Origin of the sequence: Achromobacter sp. ACM02 (assembly GCF_014851605.1) — a bacterium.
Taxonomy (GTDB): domain Bacteria; phylum Pseudomonadota; class Gammaproteobacteria; order Burkholderiales; family Burkholderiaceae_B; genus Achromobacter; species Achromobacter aegrifaciens.
In genome coordinates this window covers 316,453-341,415 of sequence record NZ_JACUZY010000005.1, presented here as the reverse complement: position 1 = coordinate 341,415, position 24,963 = coordinate 316,453, and the positions used below count along the sequence as shown (strand labels likewise).

Sequence of the window (24,963 nt, the reverse complement as noted above, 5' to 3'; positions counted from 1 at the left end):
GGGAAAGCCTCAGCGAGGGTAAAAGCCGCCGCCGTCGCGCGCCTGGGCGAGCAGCAGCGGCGCGGGCGTCCAGTACTGCTCGCCTGCCAGGCTGGCGTAATGGCGGATGCGCTCGCAGAGGCGCGCCGCGCCGATCTGGTCCGCATGGAACATCGGGCCGCCGCGGAACCGCGGAAAGCCGTAGCCGTTGAGCCAGATGGTGTCGATGTCCTCCGGCCGGCTGGCGACGCCCTCCTCCAGGATCAGCGCCCCCTCGTTGATCATGGCGTAGAGGCAGCGCTCCAGGATCTCTCCGTCGGAAATCTCGCGCCGCCTGATGCCGCGCCGTTCCGCGTTGCGCACGATCAGTTCGGAAATGGCCGGGTCCACCGACCGTTTGCGCTGCGCATCATAGGTATAGAACCCTGCGCCGGTCTTCTGCCCCAGCCGTCCCTCCGCGACGATCTCGTCCAGGATGTTGCAGGCCACCTCGCGTGGGCTCAAACGGTCCAGCCGGCTTTGGCGGTTGCGCCAGGCCACGTCCAGGCCCGCCAGGTCGTTCAGCTGGAACTGTCCCATCGGAAAGCCGAACTCGCACAGCACGCGGTCGACCTGCTCGGGCAACGCGCCTTCCTCCAGCATGAAGTAACACTCGCGGGTGCGTCGCGCCAGCATGCGGTTGCCGACGAAACCATCGGACACCCCCACCATTACCGCCACCTTACCCAGGCGCTTGCCCAAGGCCTGGATCGTGGCCAGCGCGCGCGGCGAACTGCGCGCGCCGCGCACGTTTTCCAGCAGCTTCATGATGTGGGCAGGGCTGAAGAAATGCATGCCGACGACGCTCTCCGGGCGGCGCAGGTCCGCCGCCAACGCATCGATGTCCAGGAACGAGGTGTTGGTGGCGATCAGCGCATCCGGCCGCAGGTTCTCTTCGATGCTGGCCAGTACCTGCCGCTTGACGCCCATGTCCTCGAAGACGGCCTCCACCACAAGGTCGCAGTCGCACAGCGGCTCGTATTGCTGCGTCGGCGTCAGCGCGCCGTTCCGCGCACGCTGCGTGGCTTCGGTGATGCGGCCCTTCGCCACATCGTTGCTATAGGTCTTGCCTATGGTCTCGACGCTGGACGCCAGCACCTTTTCGTTCTGCTCGACCAGCACGACGGGGATGCCCGCATTCAGAAAGCACATGGCGATGCCCGTGCCCATGGTGCCGGCGCCGACCACGCCGGCCTTGCGCACCGGCGCCGCGTCCTCGGCGGGCAGGCCGGCGGGCTTGGTCGCGATGCGCTCGGCGAAGAACGCGTGGCGCAAGGCTTGCGCCTGCGGCGACGCCACCAGTTCCCGGAAACGCTCACGGCCATAGACCACGCTGTCCTCGAAACTCGAAGCGACGCTGCGCATGGCCACGTCGATGCAAGCCTGCGGCGCCAACTGGCCTCGATGGCTGACCTGGAACCTGGCGCGTGCGGCCTCGAACAACTGAGGTTCGCAGGCCGGAACCGGCAATTCCCGCGTGCGCCGCGCGCCCTGGCCCTCCGCCAGCAAGCGCTGGGCGTACGCAATGGCGGCGGCCCGGACATCCTCCTGTGCTAACGCGTCCGCCAAACCGGCTTCCAGCGCCTCGGCCGCGTCTATTGGTTTGCCGCCCGCAGCCATGTCCAGCGCCTTCTCGACGCCCGCCAGGCGCAGCAGCCGAGGAATACCGCCCGCCCCGGGGATGATACCCAGGGTGGACTCGGGCAGGCCCAGGCGGGCTCGCGCATCCACCACCCGGTAGTGGCAGCCCAGGGCCAGTTCCAGCCCCCCGCCCAGCGCGGAACCGTGGATCGCCGCGACCACCGGCTTGGCGCTGGATTCGATGGCGTGTATCACCTGCGACAGGTGCGGGTCCAGCGGCGGCTTGCCGAACTCCTTGATATCGGCCCCGGCCACGAAGGTAGCGCCGGCGCAGGCAATGACGATGGCCCGGGTATCGTCATCGCCTGCCGCCTGCTCCATGGCATGCAGCAGGCCGGCGCGCACCGCCTGGGACGTGGCATTGACCGGAGGGTTATCGATGACGATGACGCGGATGTTTCCGCTAAGCGTGGAAGTTACGGCTTGCATGGTTGTCCTGGAGTGATGGCGGCCTCGCCGCCGGTGTTCAGCGCGATGCCTGCAGCGGCACCTTGGCCGTCTTGATGACCTGGGCCCACTTGTCCTTTTCCTGGCTGATGTAACGCCCGAAGCCCTCGGGCGTATCGGTCTGCGGCTCCATACCCTGTTGCCGCAGCCATTGCGTGAAGTCGGGCTTGTCCACCATCTCGCGCAGCGCCGCGTTGAGTTGCGCGACGATCGGCTGCGGCGTGCCGGCGGGCGCGAGCAGTCCATACCAGCCTGCCGCCTGGAATCCCGGATAGCCGGATTCGGCCACGGTTGGCACCTCGGGCAGCGACTGGATGCGCTGCGCGGTTTCGACCGCGAGAGGCACCAATTGCCCCGACTGGATCAGCGGCACCAACGTGATCGCGTTGTCGCTGACCGCGGAGATCAGGCCCGACTGCACGTCGACCAGCGCCGCCGAACTGCCCTTGTAAGGCACGTGCAGCATGTCCACGCCCGCAGTCGACTTAAGCAGTTCCATGGACAGATGCTGCGTCGATCCGGTGCCGGCCGACCCGAAGGTCAGCTTGCCAGGATCCTTCTTAGCCAGGGCCAGGAATTCACCCAGGGACTTCGGTCCGAGCTTGGGACTGACGGCAATGACCAGGGGCGAGACCGCCACGATGGTGATGGGCGCGAAGTCCTTGACCGGGTCATAGGGCAGTTGCTGGTACAGCGAAGGATTGATGGACATCGCGCCCGAGAAGGTCATGCCCAGGGTGTAGCCGTCGGCGGGCGCCTTGGCGATGGCGGACATGCCCACGATGGCGGCCGCGCCGGGCTTGTTCTCGATGACCACGGGCTGGCCGAATTTCTCCGTCAATCCACGGCCTATCATGCGCGCCAGCGTATCGGCGGCGCCGCCGGCCGCGGCCGGCACGATCATGCGGATAGGCTTGTCGGGATACGGCGCGGCCCAGGCGGCCGTCGCGGCCATGGCCGCGCAAGAGAGGGCAAGGCTCTGCAGGATGCGTTTCAAGATTGTCTCCTTATGCTTGTTATGTGTTGCGGCCGGGTTCAGCCGCGGCGGCGGGTGATGGTTCCCACCTGGACCTTCTTTCCGTCAGCCAGGGTGCAGGCGTAGGCCAGCTCCAGCCATCCGGGTTCGCTGCGGGTCACTTCGAATGCAACGTCCACGGCCTCCCCCGGCCGCGTGAACGCCACGAACTTCGCCTCGATCTCACTGCCGTCGAGCCACGTATCGCCAAGCAGATCGGCGGCCATGTCGAGAACTGGCGCCATCACCAGCGCCCCCTGCACGATGACTCCGCCGAAAACGCTGTTGCGCGCATATTCGGGATCGGTGTGCGTCCTGCCGGTGGTACCGTGCAGCGCGCCGAAGCGGTTGATGTCTTCCTGTTCCGCGCCGCGCGCAACGCTACGGAACTTGTCGCCTACCTTGAATTCCATGCCGGCCTCCTCAGTTGGGCCAAACCAGGCTGCGCTCCGCCACCAGAGCGACGCGCGCGTTTTCCAGCTTGCGGACGGTGATCTCCAGCACCACGAAGCGCTTGTCGTTCTTCAGGTACTTGTCCTTCACCAGCACGCTGGCCTCCAGCTCCTCTCCTGGATACACGGGCGCCAGCAGACGGACTTTCTCGCGGGCGTGCAGCACGCCAATCGGCCAGGCAAAGGCCGCGTGCTGCGGTTGAAAGCTGCCGACCAGCACCGGATGCACGCTGCGCACGGGCGCGCCGCCTTGCGCCAATACGGCGCGGCCGCTGCCGTCGAGGACCGGAGTGTGTTCGAAGGTGCCGATGAAAGCGTCGCTGTCTGCGGCGCCGATGCTGTAGCGGCTGGGAGGAAAGAGACGGCCTATTTCGAAGTCGTCGTAGAACAGCTCGTTGCTTGCCATGTCATCACCTGGGTTGAAGGGGATGCGGGCATCGTAAGCAGTTCTTCCCGTGTGCTGGGATAGTTAACCTATCTTCAAAAGATAGTTTTTGTGCACGCCTTGCGTACACGTGGCAAACACCGGCGCAGCGCCGCGCGCAAGGAACGGAAAATTCCGCTAGGCCGGACGCGGCAGGCGGCGATAAAGCGTGCTGCGGTGTACGCCCAGCGCGCGCGCTGCGCGGCTGACATTGCCGCCGTGGGCGGCCAGGGCGTCGCGGATCGCGGCGTCCGTCATGGCTTGCAGATTGGTCGGGTCATCGCCGCCCGCAGCGGGCGGCGGTGGCGCCGCGCCACGGATATCGGCAGGCAGCATGTCGGCCTCGACGACACCGGCAGGTCCCGCCAGCACGTGCAGCGTGCGCAGCACGGCCACCAGTTGCCGGTAATTGCCGGGCCAGGCGTACGCAACCAGGGTTGCTTCGATGTCGGGCGGCAGGACCGGCCCCGCGCCTTGCGCCGCCCACAGGCCGCGCAGCAGTTCCAGGCGGTCGGCGCGCGCGCGCAGCGGTTCCAGCGTGACGGTGTATTCGGCGATGCGGAAATACAGGTCCGGGCGCACCGGCGCATCGGGCCCTTCATGGGCCAGCGGCCGGTGCGTCGCGCATACCAGCGCAAAGTCCACGGCCACCGGCCTCGCCGCGCCCAACGGCGAGACTTCGCGCGTCTGCAGCACACGTAGCAGGCGCGATTGCAGCATCAGCGGCATGTCGCCGATCTCGTCGAGGAACAGCACGCCGCCGTGCGCCTGGCGCAGCAGCCCTTTGCTGCCCTGGCGCCGCGCGCCGGTGAAGGCGCCGTCTTCGTAGCCGAAAAGTTCGGATTCGATCAGGCTCTCGGGCAACGCTGCGCAGTTCACCGCCACGAACGGCCCGCAGGCGCGCTTGCTGCGCGCATGCAGCTGACGCGCGAACACTTCCTTGCCGACGCCGGTTTCGCCTTGCAGCAGAATCGACACACCCGCATCCGACAAGTGCACGGCGCGCGCCAGCGCGCCCAGGGTTGGGGCATCGAAACTCGGCGCAGCGGGGCGCGAGCCGGCCGCGGGCGGCAGTGACGGCGCCTGCGGGGCGCGCGAGCGCGGCCAGCGCAAGCGCGCGTGGTACACGACGCCCGAACGCGCCTGCACCCGGCCCGCCGCGTCGGGGCAGCGTTCCATGTCGCCGTCGAACACGTCGCCGTAGCGGTACACGCCCAGAGCCGTGGGCGCCAGGCCGAGCGCCTGCAAGGCGCGGCGGTTGGCGCCGATCAGCAGGTCGCCCTGGAAGGCCAGCAAGCCCTCGCCGGGCGCGCCCAGTCCGGAGCGATCCACATGCAGCCGCAGCACGGCGTGCTGCTCGTAGGCTTGTTCGAACAAGCGGTGCTCGATCAGGTCGACGGCGGCGCGCACCAGTTCCAGCACGTCGGGCCGCAGGTCGCGCGCCGGGCTGGACAGGTCCAGCACGCCCAGCGTGCGGCCCTCGCTGTCGGTAATGGGGACAGCAGCGCAGGTCAGGATGCGGTTGGGTTCGAAATAGTGTTCCGCCCCGTGCACGGCGATGGGCCGGCCTTCCACCAGGGCGGTGCCGATGGCATTGGTGCCTGCCGCCGCTTCGTCCCAAGGCGCGCCGGGCATCAATGCCACGCGCGAGGCGCGCTGGGCGAAACCGGTGTCGCCGTCGGAATCCAGCACCAGGCCCTGGGCATCGGACAGGATCACCAGGCCGCCGCTGCCGCCAGCCTGACGGCGCAGCATGGACATAGCGGGTTCGGACAGCCGGCGCAGCGCCTCGTTGCGCTGCTGGGCCTCGCGCAGCTCGCCCTGGGTCATAAGTTCGGCGCGGCGCACGCCGCGCATGTCGAAGCCCAGGTCGGCGCAGCGCCGCCAAGACCGCAGGATGGGCTCGGCGACCACGCCGCCGGGCACCGCGCCTTGCTGGTTGAACAGCAGGCGCGCTTGCGTCAGCGCATGCTGACGGGATTGAGTGGCCATGCATGTCTCCTGGGACAGGCGTTCTGCGACACCTGTTCCGCGACGATGTCGCAAAAAGCGACAGGGAAGGCCCCCACGCCGCACCCGCTACGCGGGCTTGCTGCCCCCAAGGGGACTGGCCCGCCTTGGGACGGCCCGGCGGCGGGCCGGCCCTCGAGGGGCTCTACTGCATATTGCCCGTTCTGAAACCTACTTTCGCATGCAAGCCGCGGGCTGTCCAGCGGGGAAGCACCGACTGGCACGCTCCTTGCTTGATACGGGACAGGCAGCCGACTGCCGCACCCCCACAATACCGGAGACAAGCATGGACATCGCGACCCGCATCACCCCCGACTCCTACGGCACCCGCCTGGACCTGAAAACCCAGTACGACAATTTCATCGACGGCAAATGGCAGAAGCCCGCCGACGGCGAATACTTCGACAACGTCACGCCGGTCACGGGCCAGGTGCTGACGCGCAATGCCCGCTCCAAGGAGCGCGACATTGAACTGGCGCTGGACGCCGCGCACCGCGCCGCGCCCAAATGGGGAGCGACCCCGGCCGCGCAGCGCGCCCGCATGCTGATGCAGATCGCCGATGTAATGGAGGCGAACCTGGAACGCCTGGCCACGGCCGAAACCTGGGACAACGGCAAGCCCATCCGCGAAGCGCGCGCCGCCGACATTCCGCTGGCAATCGACCACTTCCGCTATTTCGCTTCCTGCATCCGCAGCCAGGAAGGCTCGCTGTCCGAGATCGACCACGACACGGTCGCCTATCACTTCAACGAACCGCTGGGCGTGGTCGGCCAGATCATTCCTTGGAACTTCCCCATCCTGATGGCGGCATGGAAGCTGGCGCCGGCCCTGGCCGCAGGCAACTGCGTGGTGCTCAAGCCCGCCGAGCAGACGCCGCTGGGCATTCTGCTGCTGATGGAACTGATCGGCGACATCCTGCCGCCCGGCGTGGTGAACGTGGTCACGGGCTTCGGCCTGGAAGCCGGCAAGCCGCTGGCGTCCAACAAGCGCATCGCCAAGATCGCCTTCACCGGCGAGACCACCACCGGCCGGCTCATCATGCAGTACGCCTCGCAGAACATCATCCCGGTCACGCTGGAACTGGGCGGCAAGTCGCCCAACCTCTTCTTTGCCGACGTGGCCGCGCAGGACGATGACTTCCTCGACAAGGCGGTCGAGGGCTTCGTCATGTTCGCGCTGAACCAGGGCGAGGTCTGCACCTGCCCCAGCCGCGCGCTGATCCAGGAATCCCTGTACGACAAGTTCATGGAACGTGCGCTCAAGCGCGTGGCCGAGATCAAGCAAGGCAATCCGCTGGACGCGGACACCATGCTGGGCGCGCAGGCATCCACCGAGCAGCTGGAGAAGATCCTGTCGTACCTGGACATCGGCAAGCAGGAAGGCGCCGACGTGCTGGCCGGCGGCTCGCGCGCGCAGATGCAGGGCGCGCTGGAAGGCGGCTATTACGTGCAGCCCACGGTGTTCAAGGGCCACAACAAGATGCGCGTGTTCCAGGAGGAAATCTTCGGGCCGGTGGTGGCCGTGACGACCTTCAAGGATGCCGACGATGCGCTGGCCCTGGCCAACGACACGCTCTACGGCCTGGGCGCGGGCGTGTGGTCGCGCGACGCCAACACCTGCTATCGCATGGGCCGCGCGATCAAGGCCGGCCGCGTGTGGACCAACTGCTATCACGCCTATCCGGCGCATGCGGCGTTTGGCGGCTACAAGCAATCGGGCATCGGACGCGAGAACCACAAGATGATGCTCAACCACTATCAGCAGACCAAGAACCTGCTGGTGAGCTACTCGCCGAAGAAGCTGGGTTTCTTCTGACCCCGCCATGGCCTGGCGCCGGGCCGCGAGGCCCGGCGCGCCTCAAAGGAGCCTGACATGGCAGAGCAAACGCCGCGCGTGGTCGCCACCGACGAGGCGCGCAGCCTGATCGAGACCCTGCGGGCCAAGCATGGCCCGCTGATGTTCCACCAGTCCGGCGGCTGCTGCGACGGCAGTTCGCCCATGTGCTACGCCCAGGGCGAATTCATGGTGGGCGGTTCGGACGTGCTGCTCGGCGAACTGGAAGGCTGCCCGTTCTACATGGGCGAGGACCAGTTCGCGTACTGGGAGCACACCCAGCTCATCATCGACGCCGTGCCCGGCCGGGGCGGCGCGTTTTCGCTGGACAGCGCGGAAGGCAAGCGCTTCCTGCTGCGTTCGCGGCTGTACTCGGACGAGGAGTGGGCGCGGGTGGCGCCCGTCAGCAAGGGCTGACTGGCCCCTGCCGGCGTTTGGCGCGGGGCCCTAGCGGCCCCGCGAGCCGCCTTGCGGACTCCCCTTGTCCGGCATGCCGACTGCTGCGGCCTGTTTCCACTGGAACGACACGCGCCGGATGCGCGCGGCCCGGAATTGCGTGAACGAACGGCCGCCCGGCATGGGCGCGCCGCGATAGGCACTGCTGGCGTTTTTCATTGCTGAAGTTGGGTTGACGAAAAAACTTGTTTGGGCGGCGCTCAGGCGCGCGTGGCCGATGCATTCCAGGCGCTGGCGGGCGCCTCGCGGCGGGTCCATTCCAGCGCGTCTTCCAGGCGGTCGTTGCCCCAGAACATCTCTCCGTCCACAAAGAACGTGGGTGCCCCGAACAGCCCCAGGTTGCGGGCACGGTCGACCTGGCGGCGCAGCGCCTCCTTGGCGGCTTCGGACTTGCCGCGGGCGATCAGGGCCGCGGCGTCCAGCCCCAGGTCCGTCAGCAGCCCGTGCACCACGTCCTCGGACTGGATGTCCAGGTCGTGCTGGAAATTGGCGCGGAACACCGCCACGCAGAAATCGCGGCCCCAGGGCTCGTCCTGCCCCAGCAGCGCGATGCGGGCGGGCAGCACGCTCATGCGCGGAAACAGGCGGGGACGGTTGTAGACCAGCCCGTACTTTTCGGCCAGGCGGGCGATGTCGCGCATCATGTAGGCGCCCTTGCCCGGAAACAGCCGGAAAGGCGTGTCGTTCCAGCCTTGGGCCTGGAAGATAGGACCCAGCAGGAAAGGGCGCAGATCGACCCGCACCCCGGCCTCTTGTGCCAGGGCGTCGATGCGTTCGATGGCCAGATAGCTGTACGGGCTGGCGAAATCGAACCACATCTCGATGCGGGGCGTGTCGGGCAGGGACGCGGTCATGACTGGAGCTCCGGGGCAAGCTGCTACGAAATTAGCGCGACCTGCGCATCCGGCAGGCCGCTGAGAACGACATCGCGATCGCTGCCGACGGTGATGGAATCCCCGGCTTGAAGCACGCTGTCATCGAAGCGCCGGTACTCGGAGAGCCACAAGGTGCCGGCGTGACACACGATGCGGACGCCCGAGGCGTGCTTGAGCAGCATAGTCGAGCCGCCGGCCAAACGGAATGACATTCCCGCAGTGCAACATACCTGGATCATGGCGTACCCCTGGGCCGCGGCGGCGGCGATCGCGGCGGATTGCCGGGCTTTGCGCCCTTACACCCGTCGTCTGAGTCCTATTGAACGCCCTGGAGGTACTATTGCTCAAGCGACATTTCCGTCCGATACGCATGAGTTTTACGAATGCCATATCCGCTGGCCAAACTCCCGCCGCTTGATCTGGTCCGAGGCTTCGTGGCCGTCGGCCGCCGCATGAGCATCACGCTGGCCGCGCAGGATCTGCATGTGACCCAGTCGGCCGTGAGCCGCCAGATCCGGGCGCTGGAGGCCCACCTGGGCGTGGCCCTGCTGGTGCGCGGATTCCGCAGCGTGTCGTTCACCTCCGAGGGCGCGCAGCTGTTCCGAATGGCCGACGTGTGGCTGAGCCAGCTGGGCGACCTGACCGAGCAGCTGCGCGCACCCGAGCGCCGCACGCCCGTTACCGTCACCACGACCATCGGGGTGGCCTCGCTGTGGCTGTTGCCTCGTCTGGGGGACTTCCAGGCGGCGCATCCGCACATCGACGTGCGCGTGGCGGCCGACAACCGGCTGATCGACATCGACCGCGAAAGCGTGGACATCGCCATTCGCTACAGCCTGCGCGATGGCGTGCCAGACAGCGCGGCCTGGCTGTTCGGCGAGGCGGTGGTGCCGGTGGCCCACCCCTCGCTCAAGGCCCGCCTGCTGGATGCCGAGGAACTGCAACGCCATGTGCTGCTGGAATTCGACGACCCGACGCGCCCCTGGCTGCAATGGTCGGAATGGCTGAATGCGCGCGGCCTTGCCCGGGTGCCCGCCCGGGGCATGCTGCGCTTCAACCAGTATGACCAGATCGTGCACGCGGCGCTGGCGGGCCACGGCATCGCGCTGGGCCGGCTGGCGCTGATCGCGCCGATGCTGGCGGACAAACGGCTGGAGGCCGTCGGCGGCCAGGCCGCCAGCGCCACCGAGCACGCCTATTGGCTGGTGCGCAATACACGCCGCGCCACGCCGGACGCCGAGGTCGTCACGCGCTGGCTGATCGAACAGGCCGAAGCCACCGCGCGCGACCTGACCGTGTAGGCGCCGCGCCGCGCTACAAAATCCATACAGATCTTCATAACTTGGGATGGCTGCTCCGGTAGATTGCGGCGCTGGTCCGTAACCCTGCTCCCAAGATGTTGATTAGGCTTTTCCGTCCGGCGTTCGGGTGGCAAGACTGGTTCGTCAATTTTCAACGATCCTTTCTGGTCCTGCTGGCCCCCTGGCTGATCAGCGTCCTGGCGCAAAGCGCCGGGCGCGGCTACCTGCTGCTGCGCTATGCCGCGCCGGGGACTTATGACGCGTTGCCGCAGGACGTGCGGCGCACCCTGGCGACAGGGCTGCTGTTCGACATCAAGGTCGCCAGCATCGCCTGTTCGGCGCTGCTGCTGCTGTCCATGGCAGCGGCGGCCAGACCCGGCCTGCAACGGCGCTGGCAGCGCCATCTGCCGGGGCTGGGCGCAGCCATGGCGACGCTGTTCGCGGCCATCACGATCATCAGCGTCTTCTACTTCGCCACATTTTCCCGTTCGATCGACATCTTCGTGTTCGGGCTGGTGGACGACGACACCCAGGCCATCCTGATGACCCTGTGGCATGGCTACCCGCTGGCGCAGGCTGGCCTGCTGCTGGCGGCGGTGCTGGCGGGAACCTGGTGGCTCGGCCGCCGTTGGCGTGGCTGGGTGCAAGGCATGCTGTTCAAGCGCCGCGCGTTCATCCCCAGCCTGTTGCGGTTTGCGCTGATCATAGGCGTCACCGTGCTGGCCTGCAGAGGATCGCTGGGCAAGTTTCCGCTCAACAAGGACGACACCAGCATCTCGTCGCTGCGCCTGCTCAACGACATCGCGCCCAATGGCGTCTCTGCCTTTTCCTGGGCCCTGTCCGACCGCGGCAACGACAAGCGCTTCGAACCCGTCACCTTGCGAGAGGGGCGCCAGCTCTATGAGCGCTTCCTGGGCTGGCCGGATGTTGGCCTGCGGCCCTTCATGGCCGCAACCGGGCCCCATCCGGCGGCTGCGGCGCGGCCTCCGCACGTGGTGCTGCAAGTCATGGAGAGCATGGGGGCACACCTGAACTCGTATGACCGTCCGGGGCGCGACGTGCTCGGCGCGCTGCGTCCGCACTGGAGCGAGGACTGGGTGTTCGAGCGCTTCGTGGCCGAAGGCAACGGCACCATCGAATCATTGAGCCTCCTGCTGGTGCGTAGCCCCATTGCGGCCGTCGGCCAATCGTCGGCGGTGGACGCGCCATTCGCCAGCAATGCCTTCACGCCCTTTTTGCAGCGCGGCTACCGGGTCGTCTTCGTTACGTCCGGCGCCGCCACATGGCGCAACCTCGGCGTCTTCGCCACCAAGCTGGGCGCACATGAATTCGTGGACCAGCAGACCCTCAAGGTGCGCTATCCCCAAGCACGGACCGGAACCTGGGGCGTACCGGACGAGTACATGTTCCGCTATATCGAAGAACGGCTGGCGCAAGGCACTCAGGACAGCCAGCCGCTCTTCATCATCGCCTTGTCCACCACTCACCATCCGCCGTTCATCGTGCCCGACGGCGGGCAGCGCGGCGGCCTGCCCCTGGACGATGTGGCCAGCCTGCCCTACTTCAAGACCTGGGATGCGCTGGCTGCCGCATTCGACACGCTGCGTTACGCCAACGATCAGCTGGGTCGCTTCCTGACGCGCCTGAAGGCATCGGACTATGCGTCCCGGACCATCGTCGCCGTGACCGGCGACCACAACATCCTGGGTATCGATTATCAGGACCCGAAGGACGCGGCGCTGGCGCGCGCGGTGCCGTTCTACCTGTACGTGCCGCCGGCCTACCGGGCACAGGCGCGCTACGACCCGGCGCGCGTGGGCAGCCACAAGGACATTCTGCCCACGCTGTATCACCTGAGCCTGCCGCAAACAGCCTACTTCCGCAGTGGCTGCGACCTGCTGGCCGCCCAGCCCGATCCGGCCTGGTGCTTCGGCTTCAACAGCAAGCACGTGCTGCTGACCGATGAAGGCGTATTCCGGCCGGACAAGCCCGGCCGCATCCTGCCCTGGGCAGGTCCATCAGGGCTGGCGCTGGAGGAAGAGCAGGACGCGACGGCGGAACAATGGGCGGAGCAGGTTCGCCTGAACGCCTACACGGAGCTGCTGCACTGGCAGATCAACTACCAGGTGCAGGAATTGGGCCGCGCCGGCCAGGCGCGCTAGCGCCCAGGCCAGCCAGGGGCCTTCAGTCGACGCGCACTTCCGGCTCGCCCGCCCGCATGTCGCCGATGATGGCCGCCTGCTCGAAGCCGTGCTGGCGGAACAGGTCCAGCACGGCCTGCGCGGCGTCCGGCGAGCAAGCCACCAGCAGTCCGCCAGCGGTCTGCGGATCGGTCAACAAGGCCCGCTCCGTGTCGCTCACGCCCTCGCCCAGGCGCACGGACGCGCCATAGGAAGCCCAATTGCGGCCGGACGCGCCGGTGATGACGCCGTCCGCGGCAAAGGCCTGCACGCCGGGCAGCCAGGGCAGCGCATCGCGCCGCACATGCGCCGTCAGCTGCGCGCCGCGCGCCATTTCCAGCGTATGTCCCAACAGGCCGAAGCCCGTCACATCAGTGATGGCGTGCACGCCTTCCATGGCGGCCAGCGCAGGCCCCGGCCGGTTCAGACGCGTGGTCTCGGTGATCATGGCGCGGTAGCCGGCGTCGTCCAGCCGGTTCTTCTTCAGCGCGGCCGACAGGATGCCCACGCCCAATGCCTTGCCCAGGATCAGCACGTCGCCAGCGCGCGCGTCGGCATTGCGCTTGATGCGGCCGGGATGCACCAGGCCCATCGCCGCCAGGCCGTAAATGGGTTCGACGGAGTCGATGCTGTGGCCGCCGGCCACCGGAATGCCGGCGTCCTTGCAGACCGATTCGCCGCCGCGCAGGATGTCGGCAATGACGCTATGCGGCAGCACGTTGATCGGCATGCCCACGATGGCCAGCGCCATGATGGGCGTGCCGCCCATCGCGTAGACGTCCGACAGCGCATTGGTCGCGGCGATGCGGCCGAAGTCGTAGGGGTCGTCGACGATGGGCATGAAGAAATCGGTGGTGGCGATGAGCGCCTGCTCGTCGTTCAGCCGATAGACCGCCGCGTCGTCGGCCGTCTCGGTGCCCACCAGCAGATCAGGGTAGCTGACCGCCGGGCCGAAGCGCTTGAGCAGCTCGGACAGCACGCCGGGTGCGATCTTGCAGCCGCAGCCGCCGCCGTGCGAAAGCGAAGTCAATCGCGGCACCGCCGCGCTGGCAACATCCTGGGTGGTCATCTGAATCTCCATAGGTCAGTGGAAAAGGATAGCACCGCCCCCGGGATTGGCCCTATGATGATCCGGCAGCACGCAGCAACGGACGGCCGCCCGGCCCCGGGCGCACCGACAGCCAATCTTCACCGTGAGTGAGGGCTATATGGATCGCCGACATTTCCTCCGTTTCTCGGGCGCCCTGTGCGCCGCCAGCGCGGCCCTGCCCAGGGCGGCGCACGCGGGACTCGCCCCTGTCAGCGCCGGATGGCGCGCCTTCGAACTGACCACCGACATCACCGTGCAGGATCCGGGCGCGCATGCGCGCATCTGGATCCCGGTACCCTACGCCACTGACACCGCCTACCAGCGCGGCGCGCAGAGCGCCTGGCAGGTCAGCGGCGGCGGCGTGGCCCAACTGACCCAGGCGCCCGGCTACGGCGTGCAGATGCTGGCCGTGCAATGGCCGGACGCGCAGGCGCCGCGCCAGGTCACGGTCACCAGCCGCTTCCAGACCCGCAACCGGCGCGTGGACCTGAGCCAGCCGCCCGCGGCCGCCGTCCCCCGTGAAAGCGCGGCCGCGCTACGCGAATTCCTCCAGCCTACCGCGCTGCTGCCTACCGACGGCATCGTCAAGAGCACCGCCGACCGCATCACCCGCGGCCACCGCGGCGATCTGGCGCAGGCCCGCGCCATCTACGAATGGGTGGTCGAGAACACCTGCAGAACCGCGTCCACCCGCGGCTGCGGCGTAGGCGACGTGCGCTACATGCTCACGGCCAATGATCTGAACGGCAAGTGCGCCGACATCAACTCCCTGTTTGTCGCACTGGCCCGCGCCGCCGGCATACCGGCCCGCGATGCCTATGGCCTGCGGGTGGCGGACTCCGAGTTCGGCTACAAAAGCCTGGGCAAGGCGGGCGACGTCACCAAGGCGCAGCATTGCCGCGCCGAGTTCTATGCCGCGGGCTACGGCTGGGTGCCGGTGGACCCTGCCGATGTGCGCAAGGTCATGCTGGAAGAGCCGCCCGGCGAACTGCCGCTGACCGATGCCAAGGTTCGCGCCGCGCGCGTCATGCTGTTCGGCGCCTGGGAGATGAACTGGGTGGCATACAACCACGGCCACGACGTGGTCCTGCCGGGCGCTGCCCACGGTCCCGTGCCTTTCCTGATGTATCCCAACGGCGAAACCTCGGACGGCCGGCTGGACAGCCTGGATCCCGCCAGCTTCAGCTACAAGCTCAGCGCCAGGCCGCTTTCCCTCTGAGTCCGCCTGCTGCCCACCCACGGGGACCGCCATGATCAGCCGCCGTCTACTCCTGCAGTCCGGCCTGTCGCTGGCGGCCCTGCCCTGGTATGCCCGGGCCGCCAGCGACGATGCGCTCAAGAAGGCCACCGGCCCGGACTGGGCGCCCTGGACCGCATCCACGCCGCCGCTGGCCCTGCCCGATCTGGCCGGCCGCGAAAAGAAGCTCGCCGCCTGGCGCGGCAACGTGATCATCGTCAGCTTCTGGGCCACCTCGTGCGACCCTTGCCGCGATGAAATCCCCATCATGTCCGCCATGGCCAAACGTCACCGCGAAGAAGGCCTGCGCCTGGTGGCCGTGAACGTCGGCGATTCGGCGGCCAGGATCAACGCCTTTCTGGCGAAATGGCCGGTCGCGGGTACCGTGCTGCACGACAGGAACAGCACGGCGTCAAAGCAATGGGATGCAGTCGGCCTGCCCGCAAACTATCTGGTGGACCGCGGCGGATCCGTCCGATATTGGCATCTGGGACAACTGGACTGGAAATCGGACCGGGTAGGCGGCGTGGTGACAGGGATGCTGCGGGCTTAGCGCGCCGCACAAGGGATGGCGGAAGGCAGCAGGAGTCGAACCTACCTGGGAACGTCTGACGCCCCCAACTGGGTTTGAAGCCCAGCCGTGCCACCGGGCACGAATGCCTTCCACGGTGGCCGCCCATGATACCGGGTTACTGCGCCTGCCGCGGGCTTCCGTAGGCGCTTTCCTGGCGCAACACGTGCGTGTCGCGCAAACGCCGCGTGTACCCCACGCGGTCGAAGAACTCCAAGATCTGGATCGCGCGCTTTCTGCCCAGGCCCGTGGCGTCGCGGAACGACGCGGCGTTCAAGCCCGCGGGCTGCGCCGCCAGGCCTTGCGCAAGCACTGCCAACGCCGCCACCTGGTCGCGGTGATAGAACAGGTCCTTCACCACCTGGGCCACTTCGCCGCGCCGCAGCAGCTTGCGCAGCAGCTGCCGCATGCGGTCCTCGGGCTCGCCCAGCGTGCGGGCGAGATCCCGCACCCAGGGCGGGTCGAAGGCGCCGGCCGCCAGCAGGGGCAGCACGCGCCCGGCCAGCGCCGACTCCTCGGGCGCCAAGGTTGCGCTATGACCCGGCAGGTGCAGCCAGGGACCATTGCGCACGATGCGGCCATCGCGCTGCAGATCGTCCAACGCCGCCTGCCACAGCGCATCCGGGCCGACGGGCATGGCCATGCGGCGCAAGCGCGGGCCGTCAGGGCCCGGCTCGTCGGGCGCGCCTTGATGGAAGGCCGCCAGCGCCTGTTCCACGCGCGCGCGCAGCGCGTCCCAATGGACCGTCAGGATCAGGGTGCGCGGCGCCTGCGGCGTGCGCGCCTCCAGCCATACCGCAGCGGGCGGCGCAGCGATCTCATTTACAGGCTTGCCCGTCAGGCGCTGCAAGGCGTCTTCGTCCAGCCCCAGCGCAGCGTGCTGCAGCACGGGATGCAGGCCGGCGCCGTCCAGCATGGCCGCCAGCGCCTGCAGCCACTGCATGCGCGCGGCGGACCGGCGCTTGCGGTCAGGAGCGTTCGGGTCCAGCACCCGGCCGCCGCCGACCGTGCGCGTGGCCTGCGCGTTGCGCACAATGTAGCGGTCGCCCGGCATGACGCAGACGGGTTCGTCGAACACCAGCTGCACCCAGCCGGACTGTCCCGGGGCAAGCGATTCCGCGCTCAGCGGCACCACGTGCGCCACGTGACGCGCGGCGCCGATGTGCACATGCAGCGGCGCCCATGCGCGCACCGGCGCGTCGGCGGTTGCCAGCAGCGCCAGCGCCACGTCGACATGGCGCGACGGCAAAAAGCAGCGCGCATCCGCGATCCAGTCGCCGCGCGCGATGGCGTTCTTGTCCATACCGGCGAGATTCAAGGCGCAACGTTGGCCGGCCGCGCCGGTTTCGCTGCGCTGGTTCTGGGCATGGATGCTGCGCACGCGTACGCGTGTGCCGGCAGGCATCAGCCGCAGGTCGGCAGCGTCGTCGTCCGCGCGCGCGAGTCCGGCATGGACCGTGCCTGTCACCACCGTGCCGTGGCCGGCCAGGGTGAACACGCGATCGACGGCCAGCCGGAACAGGCCCGCGCTGTCGCGCTGGCGCAGGGCTTGAGCCTCGCCGTGCAGATAGTCTTTCAGTTCCGCCACGCCCGGGTCGCCGGCCTGCGACGCGCATACGGCGTATAGCGGCGCATCCTGCAGGAAGGTGCCCGCGGACAGTTCGGCAATTTCCGCGCGCACTGCCTGCAGCCGCCCGGCATCGGCGCGGTCGGTCTTGGTCAGCGCCACCGCGCCGCGTTCCACGCCCAGCAGGGTCAGGATCGCCAGGTGTTCGCGCGTCTGCGGCATGACGCCGTCGTCCGCCGCCACCACCAGCAGGCCGAAATCAATGCCGCTGGCGCCGGCCGCCATGGTGTGCACAAGCTTCTCGTGCCCGGGCACGTCGATGAAGCCCAGCACGTCGCCGTTGGGCAACGGGGTGTAGGCATAGCCCAGCTCGATGGAAATCCCGCGCGCCTTCTCTTCCTTGAGCCTGTCGGTATCGATGCCGGTCAGCGCCCGCACCAGCGTGGTCTTGCCGTGGTCGATATGGCCCGCGGTGCCGATGATCACGCCAGGCGCTCCGCGAGTTGCGCGGCGAAGGCCGGTTCGTCGCGCGCTTCCAGGCAACGCAGATCCAGCCATAGGGCGTCGTCCGCAATGCGGCCGATCACGGGCACGGGCAGGCGGCGCAATTGCGTCTCCAGTTTGTCCAGGTGCCGGCCGGCGCGGCCGCTGCCGGTGTAGCGCGCGGCCAGGCCGTAGCTGGGCAGCTGGTCCACGGGCAAGGCGCCGCTGCCGATCTGGCTGAACATGGGCACGGCCTCTACCGCGTAGTGCTCGCCCGCCGCATGCGCCAGGACGCCGCGCAGGCGCTCGGCCTGCGGCTGGATGTCGCGTTGCGGGCGGGTCAACAAGCGCAGCGTGGTCAAGCGATCGGCCAGGAATTCGGGCGCGCGGTACAGGCCCAACACCGGCTCCAAGGCCGCCAGCGTCAGCTTGCTGACGCGCAGCGCGCGCTTGAGCGGATTCTTCTTGATCTTGCGGATCAGGTCCTTGCGGCCCACCAGCAGGCCGGCCTGCGGGCCGCCCAGCAGTTTGTCGCCGCTGAAGGTGACCAGGTCCGCGCCGGCCGCGATGGTTTCGCGCACGGTGTCTTCCTTGGGCAGGCCGAACTGGGTCAGGTCGACCAGCGTGCCGCTGCCCAGGTCCACGGTAGCGGGCAGGCCGCGCGCGTGCGCCAGCGCCGCCACCTCGGCCACGCTCACGCTCTTGGTGAAACCGGTGACCGCGTAGTTGCTGCAATGCACCTTCATCAGCATGGCGGTACGCGGGCCGATGGCGTTTTCGTAATCGGCGGCATGGGTGCGGTTGGTGGTGCCGACTTCGACCAGCTTGGCCCCGGCGCGCTTCATGATGTCCGGAATGCGGAACGCGCCGCCGATCTCGACCAGTTCGCCCCGGGACACCACGACTTCGCGCCGGTCTGCCAGGGCATTGAGCATCAGCAATACGGCGGCCGCATTGTTGTTGACCACGGTGGCGGCCTCGGCCCCCGTCAGGTCGCACAACAGTTCGTCGATCAGGTCGTCGCGGTCGCCGCGCCCGCCGGTGTCCAGGTCGAACTCCAGGTTGGCGGGGGTGGTGAGGGCGCGCAGCACCGACGCCACCGCCTCGTCGGGCAGCAGCGCCCGGCCCAGATTGGTGTGCAACACCGTACCGGTCAGGTTGTACACGGCCCGCAGCTTGGGCTCGGCGGCGCGGGCCAGGGCCGCGGCCACGCGCGCCGCCACGGCGTCGGCCTCCAATTCCTGGCGCGGCAACCCGCCGGCCAGCGCGCGTTCGCGCATCGCGTCCAGGTCGCGGCGCAGGGCTGCCACCACCTGCGTGCGGCCGTGCCCGTCCAGCGCGGCGCGCATGGCCGGCGCATTCAGCAACCGGTCCAGCGACGGGATCTCCGAGACCGCGGCCACGCCGCCTGCGGGCGCTGGCGCGGCCATTACTGCTCTGCTCCCGGCTCCGATCCGTGCCACAGCAACGGATTGCCGCTGGCCCGCGAATAGCCGGCCTCGCCGACCAGCACGTCCAGCATCAGGCTGGCCAGGTCGTCGGCCACGGGCTCCACCTGCAGGTCCTTGTCCTGGTAGAAGATCTTGCGATAGGTGTGGCAGTGGTCGCAGGTTTCGGCCTTGATGGCGGGCGTGCGGCCCTCGATGGCCTGGTAGGCCACCGATTCCACGTCTTCGCAATGCGAGCACTTCACCCGCACCATGTGCCACTGGGTCGCGCACAGGCTGCAGCACAGGTAGCGGTAGCCTTCGAACTGCCCGCCCACGCGGACCACGCTGGCCACCGGCAGGCTGGCGCAAACGGGACAGACGCCGAAGGGACTGGCCACTGGCAACTGCTTTTCGTCGAAACGGCTGGCCAGATCGGTCCAATAGACTTGCAGGGCCGCCATCACGAAGGGAGCGGCGGCGCCGTCCACGCCCTGGTCCTGCTCGGACAGCACGGCCTCGGCCAGATCCTCCAGCGACTCCGGGGACTCGGTCAGCGCGCGGCGCAGGCCGGCGCAGACTTCGATGGCCTCGGCCGGCACGTCCTTGGCGCTGGCGACGTGGTCCAGCAGCTGGCCCAGGATGTTGCGCCACAAGGGGTCGCGCGGCCAGCCCACGGCCTGCAGGGGCGGCATGCCATGCGCCTGCGCCAGCGAAATGCGCTCCTCGGAGGCCGCGGGCGCGGCGCAATCCTGCAGGGCGCGGTGCTGGGCGTCGACCAGATGCGCCATCAGCAGCAGGTAGTCGGCCACCGGGCTATCCGCCGCCAGCTGCCGCAAGCGGGCTGCACGCGTGGCAAAAACCGACGCGCGGTCCGGCAGGCTGACTTGGGGAATGCGGTTATGGTCTAGCGCTTCGATCTCGCCGCGCGGAAGAATTCGCTGCACTTGCGTCTCCAGATAAAAAAACACGGCTGCCAGCCTTCAAGGAGAAGGATAGCAGCCGTTGGGCGGATGCGTGGGCGCCAGGAGAGGCCCATTTGCCGCAGAGCAAGCGGGACGCGCCTGCCAGCGCGCCCCGTCAGCTTTATTTTCTGATTTGTTCGCGGAACCAGGCGCGGTGATGCTTCCACGCCCAACCCGCCGTCACATACCCGCGCAGCATCGCGGTCAGCGAACCCTTGACCCAAATGGCAGCGTAGATGTGCACGATGATGGCGCAGATCAGCACCAGCGCGCTGACGGCATGCACCACCGAGGCGGCGCGGATGATCCAGATCGGGAAGTAGAACGCGAAGTACTCGCGCCAGATCACGATGCCGCTGACGAACAGGCCCAGCATGCAGAGGATCAACACGTAGAACAGCAGCTTCTGGCCGGCGTTGTACTTGCCGACTTCCGGGAGCTTTTCCTCGCGGTTCTCGACCACGTCGTTCAGTTGCCGCATCCACTGGCGATCGGCCTTCGTCATGAGGTTGTGCCGCCACATGTGGCCGGCGAACACGACGAAGCAGACGAACATCACGATCCCGATGAAGGGATGCAGGATGCGCGTCCAGGGACCGCCCCCGAACAGGTTGGTCAGCCAGTACATGGACGGGTGGAACAACGCCAGCCCGGACAGTGCCAACAGGATGAACGTGAAGGCGATGATCCAGTGGTTGGTGCGCTCACCTGGCGTGTAGCGCTTGATCCGGCGGTGATGGCGGTCTTCACTCATGGCGCACCTCCTCTTCGGCACGGCGTTCGTCTTCCTCGGACACCTCGTTGCGGCCAACGCGGGCGTAGTGGAAGAAGCCCGCCAGCGCGGTCAGGGCCATGGCGGCCACGCCCAGCGGTTTGGCCAGGCCCTTCCACAGCGAAACCATGGGGCTGATCTGCGGGTCCTTGGGCAGCCCGTGGTACAGCCCGGGCTGGTCGGCGTGATGCAGCACGTACATGACGTGGGTGCCGCCCACGCCCTGCGGGTCATACAGGCCGGCCTTGTCGAAGCCGCGCGACTTGAGGTCGACGATCCGTTCCTCGGCGTGCTGCGTCATGTCTTCCTTGGTGCCGAAGACGATGGCGCCGGTGGGACAGGCCTTGACGCAGGCCGGCTCCTGACCGACGGCCACTCGGTCGGAACACAGGGTGCACTTGTACGCCTTGTGGTCCTTCTTGGAGATGCGCGGCACGTTGAACGGACAGCCAGTGATGCAGTAGCCGCAACCGATGCAGTTCTCTTCGTGGAAATCCACGATGCCGTTGTTGTACTGGATGATGGCGCCCGGCGAGGGACAGGCCTTCAGGCAGCCCGGGTCCTCGCAGTGCATGCAGCCGTCCTTGCGGATCAGCCATTCCAGGTCGCCTTGCGGATTCTCGTATTCGGAGAAGCGCATGACGGTCCAGGAATGCTCGGTCAGGTCGGCAGGGTTGTCGTAGACGCCCACGTTGGTGCCGATCTCGTCGCGCAGATCGTTCCATTCCATACAGGCGCTTTGGCAAGCCTTGCAGCCGATGCACTTGGAGACGTCGATCAGCTTGGCCACCGAGCCCGTGACGGGCTCGCGGATGCCCGGCGGCGGCGTGGTGGTGGCGGAGCGCCGCTTGATGTCTAGGGATTGCATGGACATGTCGGTCTCCTTAGGCCTTCTCGACCTGCACCAGGAACGACTTGAATTCCGGCGTCTGGGAATTCCCGTCGCCCACGAACGGCGTCAGGGTGTTGGTGAGGAAGCCGGGTTTGGCCAGGCCCACGAAGCCCCAGTGGATGGGGATGCCCACGTGGTGCACGGTCTTGCCCTCGATGGTCAGCGCGCGCAAGCGCTTGGTGACCAGCGCCACCGCCTTGATGTAGCCGCGGTTGGACGACACCTTCACGCGCGACCCGTTGGCAATGCCCAATTCCTTGGCCAGCGCCTCGCCGATCTCCACGAACTGCTCCGGCTGGAGGATCGAGTTGATGCGGACGTGCTTGGTCCAGTAGTGGAAGTGCTCGGTCAGGCGGTAGGTCGTGGCCACGTAGGGGAACTTGTCCACGGTGCCCATCGCGGCCAGGTCGTCCTTGAAGACCCGCGCGGCCGGATTGCTGGTGACGCCCTTGGCCTTCGGATACAGCGGGTTGTAGCCCAGCGGCGTCTCGAAGGGTTCGTAGTGCTCGGGGAACGGCCCTTCGGCCATGCCCGCCCGCGCGAAGAAGCGCGCCACACCCTCGGGGTTCATGATGAACGGACCCATGCCGCCGTCGGGATTTTCATCGCCCTTGAAGTCGGGGATGTCCGCGCCGGTCCAGAACTTGCCGTTCCAGGAGATCAGGCTGCGGCGCGGATCGAAGGGCTTGCCCGCCACGTCACAGGAGGCGCGGTTGTACAGGATGCGGCGATTGGCCGGCCACGCCCAGGCCCAGTTCAGGGTCTGGCCGATGCCGGTCGGGTCGCTGTTGTCGCGCCGCGCCATCAGGTTGCCGCCAGGCCCCCAGGCGCCCGCGAAGATCCAACAGCCGCTGATGGTGGAGCCATCGTCGCGCAGTTCCGCGAAGCCGGCCAATTGCTCGCCGGCCTTGCGGGTGACCTTGGACGGATCCTTGGGGTCGGTCAGTTCCACCAGTGCCTTGCCGGTGTATTCCTTGGCCAGCTCTTCGGCGGTGGGATTCTGCGGATTGGAGTACGGCCACGACAGGTTGACGATGGGATCGGGATACTTGCCGCCCTCGTCCTGGTACATCTTGCGCAGGCGCGTGAACAGCAGCGCCATGATCTCGATGTCGCTCTTGGCTTCGCCCGGAGGCTCCGCGCCCTTCCAGTGCCATTGCAGCCAGCGGCCGGAGTTCACCAGCGTGCCGTCTTCCTCGGCGAAACAGGTGGTCGGCAGACGGAAGACCTCGGTCTGGATCTTGGACGGATCCACATCGTTGGCCTCGCCCGCGTTGCGCCAAAACTCGGAGGTCTCGGTGACCAGCGGATCCATGATGACCAGGAATTTCAGCTTGGCGAAACCGGCGTTCAGCTTGGCCTTGTTGGGCGCGGCCGCCAGGGGGTTGAAGCCCTGGGCGATGTAGCCATTCATCTTGCCCTGGTTCATGAGCTCGTAGACCTGCAGCATGTCGTAGAGCTTGTCCAGCTTGGGCAGGTAGTCGAACGCCCAATTGTTTTCGGCCGTGGCGGACTTGCCCCACCAGGCCTTCATCAGGCTCACGTGGAACTTGCTGTAGTTCTGCCAGTAGCTAAGCTGATTGGGCCGCAGGGGTTTCTGCGTGCGCGACTCGATGTACTTGCCGTAGTCCTGCTCGGGCTCGTTGGGCAGGGTCATGTAGCCGGGCAGCAGGTTCGACATCAGGCCCAGATCGGTCAGGCCCTGGATGTTCGAGTGCCCGCGCAGCGCGTTCATGCCGCCGCCGGCGATGCCGATGTTGCCCAGCAGCAGCTGCACCATCGCGCCCGTGCGGATGATCTGCGAACCGATGGAGTGCTGCGTCCACCCCAGCGCGTAGAGGATGGTCGCGGCGCGGTTGGTGGTGGCGGTGGAAGCCAGCATCTCGCACACCTTCAGGAACTTGTCCTTGGGCGTGCCGCAGACGCGCTCGACCATGTCTTCGGTGTAGCGCGAGTAGTGCTTCTTCAGCAACTGGTAGACGGTGCGCGGATGCGCCAGCGTCGGATCCGTCTTGACGTAGCCGTCGTCGCCGCGCTCGTAGTCCCAGCTGGCCTTGTTGTAGGTGCGCTTTTCGGCGTCGTAGCCGGAATACAGGCCTGCGTCGAACGCGAAGTCCTCGCGCACGATGAAGGAAAAGTCCGTGTAGTTGCGCACGTACTCGTGCTGGATCTTGTCGTTGTCCAGCAGATACTTGATGACGCCGCCCAAGAAGATGATGTCGGTGCCGGTGCGTATGGGCGCGTAGAAGTCCGCCACGGATGCCGAGCGCGTAAAGCGCGGATCCACGACGATCAGCTTTGCCTTGTTATGGGCCTTTGCTTCCGTGACCCATTTGAACCCGCAAGGGTGGGCCTCGGCGGCATTGCCGCCCATGATCAGCACTACGTCCGCGTTCTTGATGTCGACCCAATGGTTCGTCATCGCTCCACGGCCAAACGTCGGGGCAAGACCTGCCACCGTCGGGCCATGTCAGACACGGGCTTGGTTATCGAACGCCAGTATCCCCATGCTGCGCACAGTCTTGTGCGTGATGTAGCCGACCTCGTTGCTGCTTGCCGAGGCCGCCAGCATGCCGGTGGTCAGCCACCGGTTGACGGTCTTGCCGTCCGCGGTCTTCTCGACGAAGTTCGCGTCGCGGTCCGCCTTCATGAGCTTGGTGATGCGGGTCAGGGCGTCGTCCCACGACATCCGCACCCATTTGTCCGAACCTGGAGCCCGGTATTCCGGGTACTTCAGGCGGTTGGGGCTGTGGATGAAGTCGATCAGGGCAGCGCCCTTCGGACAGAGCGTGCCGCGGTTGACGGGGTGGTCGGGGTCGCCTTCGATGTGCATGATGCTGGCACGGGCGTTCTTGGAGCCGTCGCCCAAGCCGTACATCAGCAGTCCACAGGCGACCGAACAGTAGGGACAGGTGTTGCGCGTTTCAGTCATGCGCGCAAGCTTGTACTGGCGGACTTCGGCCATGGCCGTGCCGGGGGCTGCCCCCAGCAAAGCCAGGCTGGAGCCTGCCAGCGTCGCACCGGTCACCTTGAAGAACTGGCGGCGATTCATGTTGACCATGAAACACTCCTCTCCTGGTGAAATGGAGGAAGCCGTTGGCTGGCCGAAGCAAAAAGCCCTACGGTTTCCAAGGATATTTTTCCAAGTATAGGCTTTGCGGGACGGACGCGCCATGGCATCCGGCCCCAAAGAGACCTTCCTTATGTCTGAAATTTGGCGGCGAAATAGGGTTTTTTCGCAGATTTTGGATGATCCTGCGGCTGCTACCATTCCCGGCTGCCTGGACTGGCCCCCACGCTCCCCAT

At 67.3% G+C, this 24,963-nt stretch carries 21 protein-coding genes and 1 tRNA gene; 6 read left to right on the top strand and 16 right to left on the bottom strand.

Features of this window, described 5'->3' with window-relative positions:
* Window positions 1-9: 9 nt before the first annotated feature.
* From IB258_RS17550 to IB258_RS17530, 5 genes are all read right to left on the bottom strand, one after another.
* Window positions 10-2,088: a 3-hydroxyacyl-CoA dehydrogenase NAD-binding domain-containing protein gene (locus tag IB258_RS17550; protein WP_192352955.1), complete on the bottom strand. Its 2,079-nt coding sequence runs from the start codon at window positions 2,086-2,088 to the stop codon at window positions 10-12.
* 37 nt (window positions 2,089-2,125) lie between these two features.
* Window positions 2,126-3,103 carry a tripartite tricarboxylate transporter substrate binding protein gene (locus IB258_RS17545; RefSeq protein ID WP_054455259.1) on the bottom strand — a complete coding sequence of 326 codons (978 nt, stop codon included), beginning with the start codon at window positions 3,101-3,103 and terminating at the stop codon, window positions 2,126-2,128.
* A 38-nt stretch (window positions 3,104-3,141) separates the two neighbouring features.
* Window positions 3,142-3,534, bottom strand: a complete 393-nt coding sequence (locus tag IB258_RS17540) for a MaoC family dehydratase (protein WP_119451209.1) — start codon at window positions 3,532-3,534, stop codon at window positions 3,142-3,144.
* Between the two features lie 10 nt (window positions 3,535-3,544).
* A complete protein-coding gene (locus tag IB258_RS17535) occupies window positions 3,545-3,979 on the bottom strand; it encodes a MaoC family dehydratase (protein WP_192352954.1) in 435 nt (144 codons plus the stop codon).
* A gap of 156 nt (window positions 3,980-4,135) precedes the next feature.
* A complete protein-coding gene (locus IB258_RS17530) occupies window positions 4,136-5,989 on the bottom strand; it encodes a sigma-54-dependent Fis family transcriptional regulator (RefSeq protein WP_192352953.1) in 1,854 nt (617 codons plus the stop codon).
* Window positions 5,990-6,293: 304 nt separating this feature from the next.
* Between IB258_RS17530 and adh the strand changes: the two genes are divergently transcribed.
* Both adh and IB258_RS17520 read left to right on the top strand, forming a co-directional pair.
* Window positions 6,294-7,823 carry an aldehyde dehydrogenase gene (gene adh, locus IB258_RS17525; protein WP_192352952.1) on the top strand — a complete coding sequence of 510 codons (1,530 nt, stop codon included), beginning with the start codon at window positions 6,294-6,296 and terminating at the stop codon, window positions 7,821-7,823.
* Between the two features lie 57 nt (window positions 7,824-7,880).
* Window positions 7,881-8,258: a DUF779 domain-containing protein gene (locus IB258_RS17520; RefSeq protein WP_054455269.1), complete on the top strand. Its 378-nt coding sequence runs from the start codon at window positions 7,881-7,883 to the stop codon at window positions 8,256-8,258.
* 30 nt (window positions 8,259-8,288) lie between these two features.
* Here the strand turns inward: IB258_RS17520 and IB258_RS17515 are convergent, their stop codons facing one another.
* From IB258_RS17515 to IB258_RS17505, 3 genes are read right to left on the bottom strand one after another with little or no spacing between them, the layout of a single operon-like run.
* Window positions 8,289-8,456 carry a hypothetical protein gene (locus IB258_RS17515; RefSeq protein WP_166738452.1) on the bottom strand — a complete coding sequence of 56 codons (168 nt, stop codon included), beginning with the start codon at window positions 8,454-8,456 and terminating at the stop codon, window positions 8,289-8,291.
* 41 nt (window positions 8,457-8,497) lie between these two features.
* Complete coding sequence (locus IB258_RS17510) at window positions 8,498-9,151, bottom strand: 2-hydroxychromene-2-carboxylate isomerase (protein WP_054455273.1); 654 nt, start codon at window positions 9,149-9,151, stop codon at window positions 8,498-8,500.
* 23 nt (window positions 9,152-9,174) lie between these two features.
* Window positions 9,175-9,384 (bottom strand): DUF2917 domain-containing protein, encoded by a 210-nt coding sequence (locus IB258_RS17505; RefSeq protein ID WP_082401069.1) that lies wholly within the window; start codon window positions 9,382-9,384, stop codon window positions 9,175-9,177.
* Window positions 9,385-9,555: 171 nt separating this feature from the next.
* Between IB258_RS17505 and IB258_RS17500 the strand changes: the two genes are divergently transcribed.
* Window positions 9,556-10,473, top strand: coding sequence for a LysR substrate-binding domain-containing protein (locus tag IB258_RS17500; protein WP_054455278.1), 918 nt, complete (start codon window positions 9,556-9,558; stop codon window positions 10,471-10,473).
* Window positions 10,474-10,568: 95 nt separating this feature from the next.
* Window positions 10,569-12,635, top strand: coding sequence for an LTA synthase family protein (locus tag IB258_RS17495; protein WP_125473343.1), 2,067 nt, complete (start codon window positions 10,569-10,571; stop codon window positions 12,633-12,635).
* Between the two features lie 22 nt (window positions 12,636-12,657).
* Here the strand turns inward: IB258_RS17495 and selD are convergent, their stop codons facing one another.
* Window positions 12,658-13,722 (bottom strand): selenide, water dikinase SelD, encoded by a 1,065-nt coding sequence (selD, locus tag IB258_RS17490; protein WP_175180392.1) that lies wholly within the window; start codon window positions 13,720-13,722, stop codon window positions 12,658-12,660.
* Between the two features lie 139 nt (window positions 13,723-13,861).
* Between selD and IB258_RS17485 the strand changes: the two genes are divergently transcribed.
* Complete coding sequence (locus IB258_RS17485) at window positions 13,862-14,962, top strand: transglutaminase-like domain-containing protein (protein WP_192352951.1); 1,101 nt, start codon at window positions 13,862-13,864, stop codon at window positions 14,960-14,962.
* A 31-nt stretch (window positions 14,963-14,993) separates the two neighbouring features.
* Complete coding sequence (locus IB258_RS17480) at window positions 14,994-15,533, top strand: TlpA disulfide reductase family protein (RefSeq protein WP_054455285.1); 540 nt, start codon at window positions 14,994-14,996, stop codon at window positions 15,531-15,533.
* Between the two features lie 16 nt (window positions 15,534-15,549).
* On the opposite strand, the gene IB258_RS17475 is transcribed toward IB258_RS17480, so the two are convergent.
* From IB258_RS17475 to fdnG, 7 genes are all read right to left on the bottom strand, one after another.
* A tRNA-Sec gene (locus IB258_RS17475) sits at window positions 15,550-15,645 on the bottom strand.
* Window positions 15,646-15,669: 24 nt separating this feature from the next.
* Window positions 15,670-17,604, bottom strand: coding sequence for a selenocysteine-specific translation elongation factor (gene selB / locus IB258_RS17470; RefSeq protein ID WP_192352950.1), 1,935 nt, complete (start codon window positions 17,602-17,604; stop codon window positions 15,670-15,672).
* Window positions 17,601-19,031, bottom strand: coding sequence for an L-seryl-tRNA(Sec) selenium transferase (selA, locus tag IB258_RS17465; protein WP_192330542.1), 1,431 nt, complete (start codon window positions 19,029-19,031; stop codon window positions 17,601-17,603). Before selA ends, selB begins: the two co-directional genes overlap by 4 nt.
* On the bottom strand, window positions 19,031-19,975 hold the full coding sequence (fdhE, locus tag IB258_RS17460; protein WP_054455896.1) for a formate dehydrogenase accessory protein FdhE: 945 nt from the start codon (window positions 19,973-19,975) through the stop codon (window positions 19,031-19,033). The genes selA and fdhE overlap by 1 nt, the downstream gene beginning before the upstream one ends.
* A 139-nt stretch (window positions 19,976-20,114) precedes the next feature.
* Complete coding sequence (locus IB258_RS17455; protein ID WP_054455291.1) at window positions 20,115-20,747, bottom strand: formate dehydrogenase subunit gamma; 633 nt, start codon at window positions 20,745-20,747, stop codon at window positions 20,115-20,117.
* On the bottom strand, window positions 20,740-21,639 hold the full coding sequence (gene fdxH / locus IB258_RS17450; protein ID WP_054455293.1) for a formate dehydrogenase subunit beta: 900 nt from the start codon (window positions 21,637-21,639) through the stop codon (window positions 20,740-20,742). Before fdxH ends, IB258_RS17455 begins: the two co-directional genes overlap by 8 nt.
* A 10-nt stretch (window positions 21,640-21,649) precedes the next feature.
* Entirely contained in the window at window positions 21,650-24,718 is a 3,069-nt protein-coding gene (gene fdnG, locus IB258_RS17445; RefSeq protein WP_147400263.1) for a formate dehydrogenase-N subunit alpha, read from the bottom strand.
* Window positions 24,719-24,963: the final 245 nt, after the last annotated feature.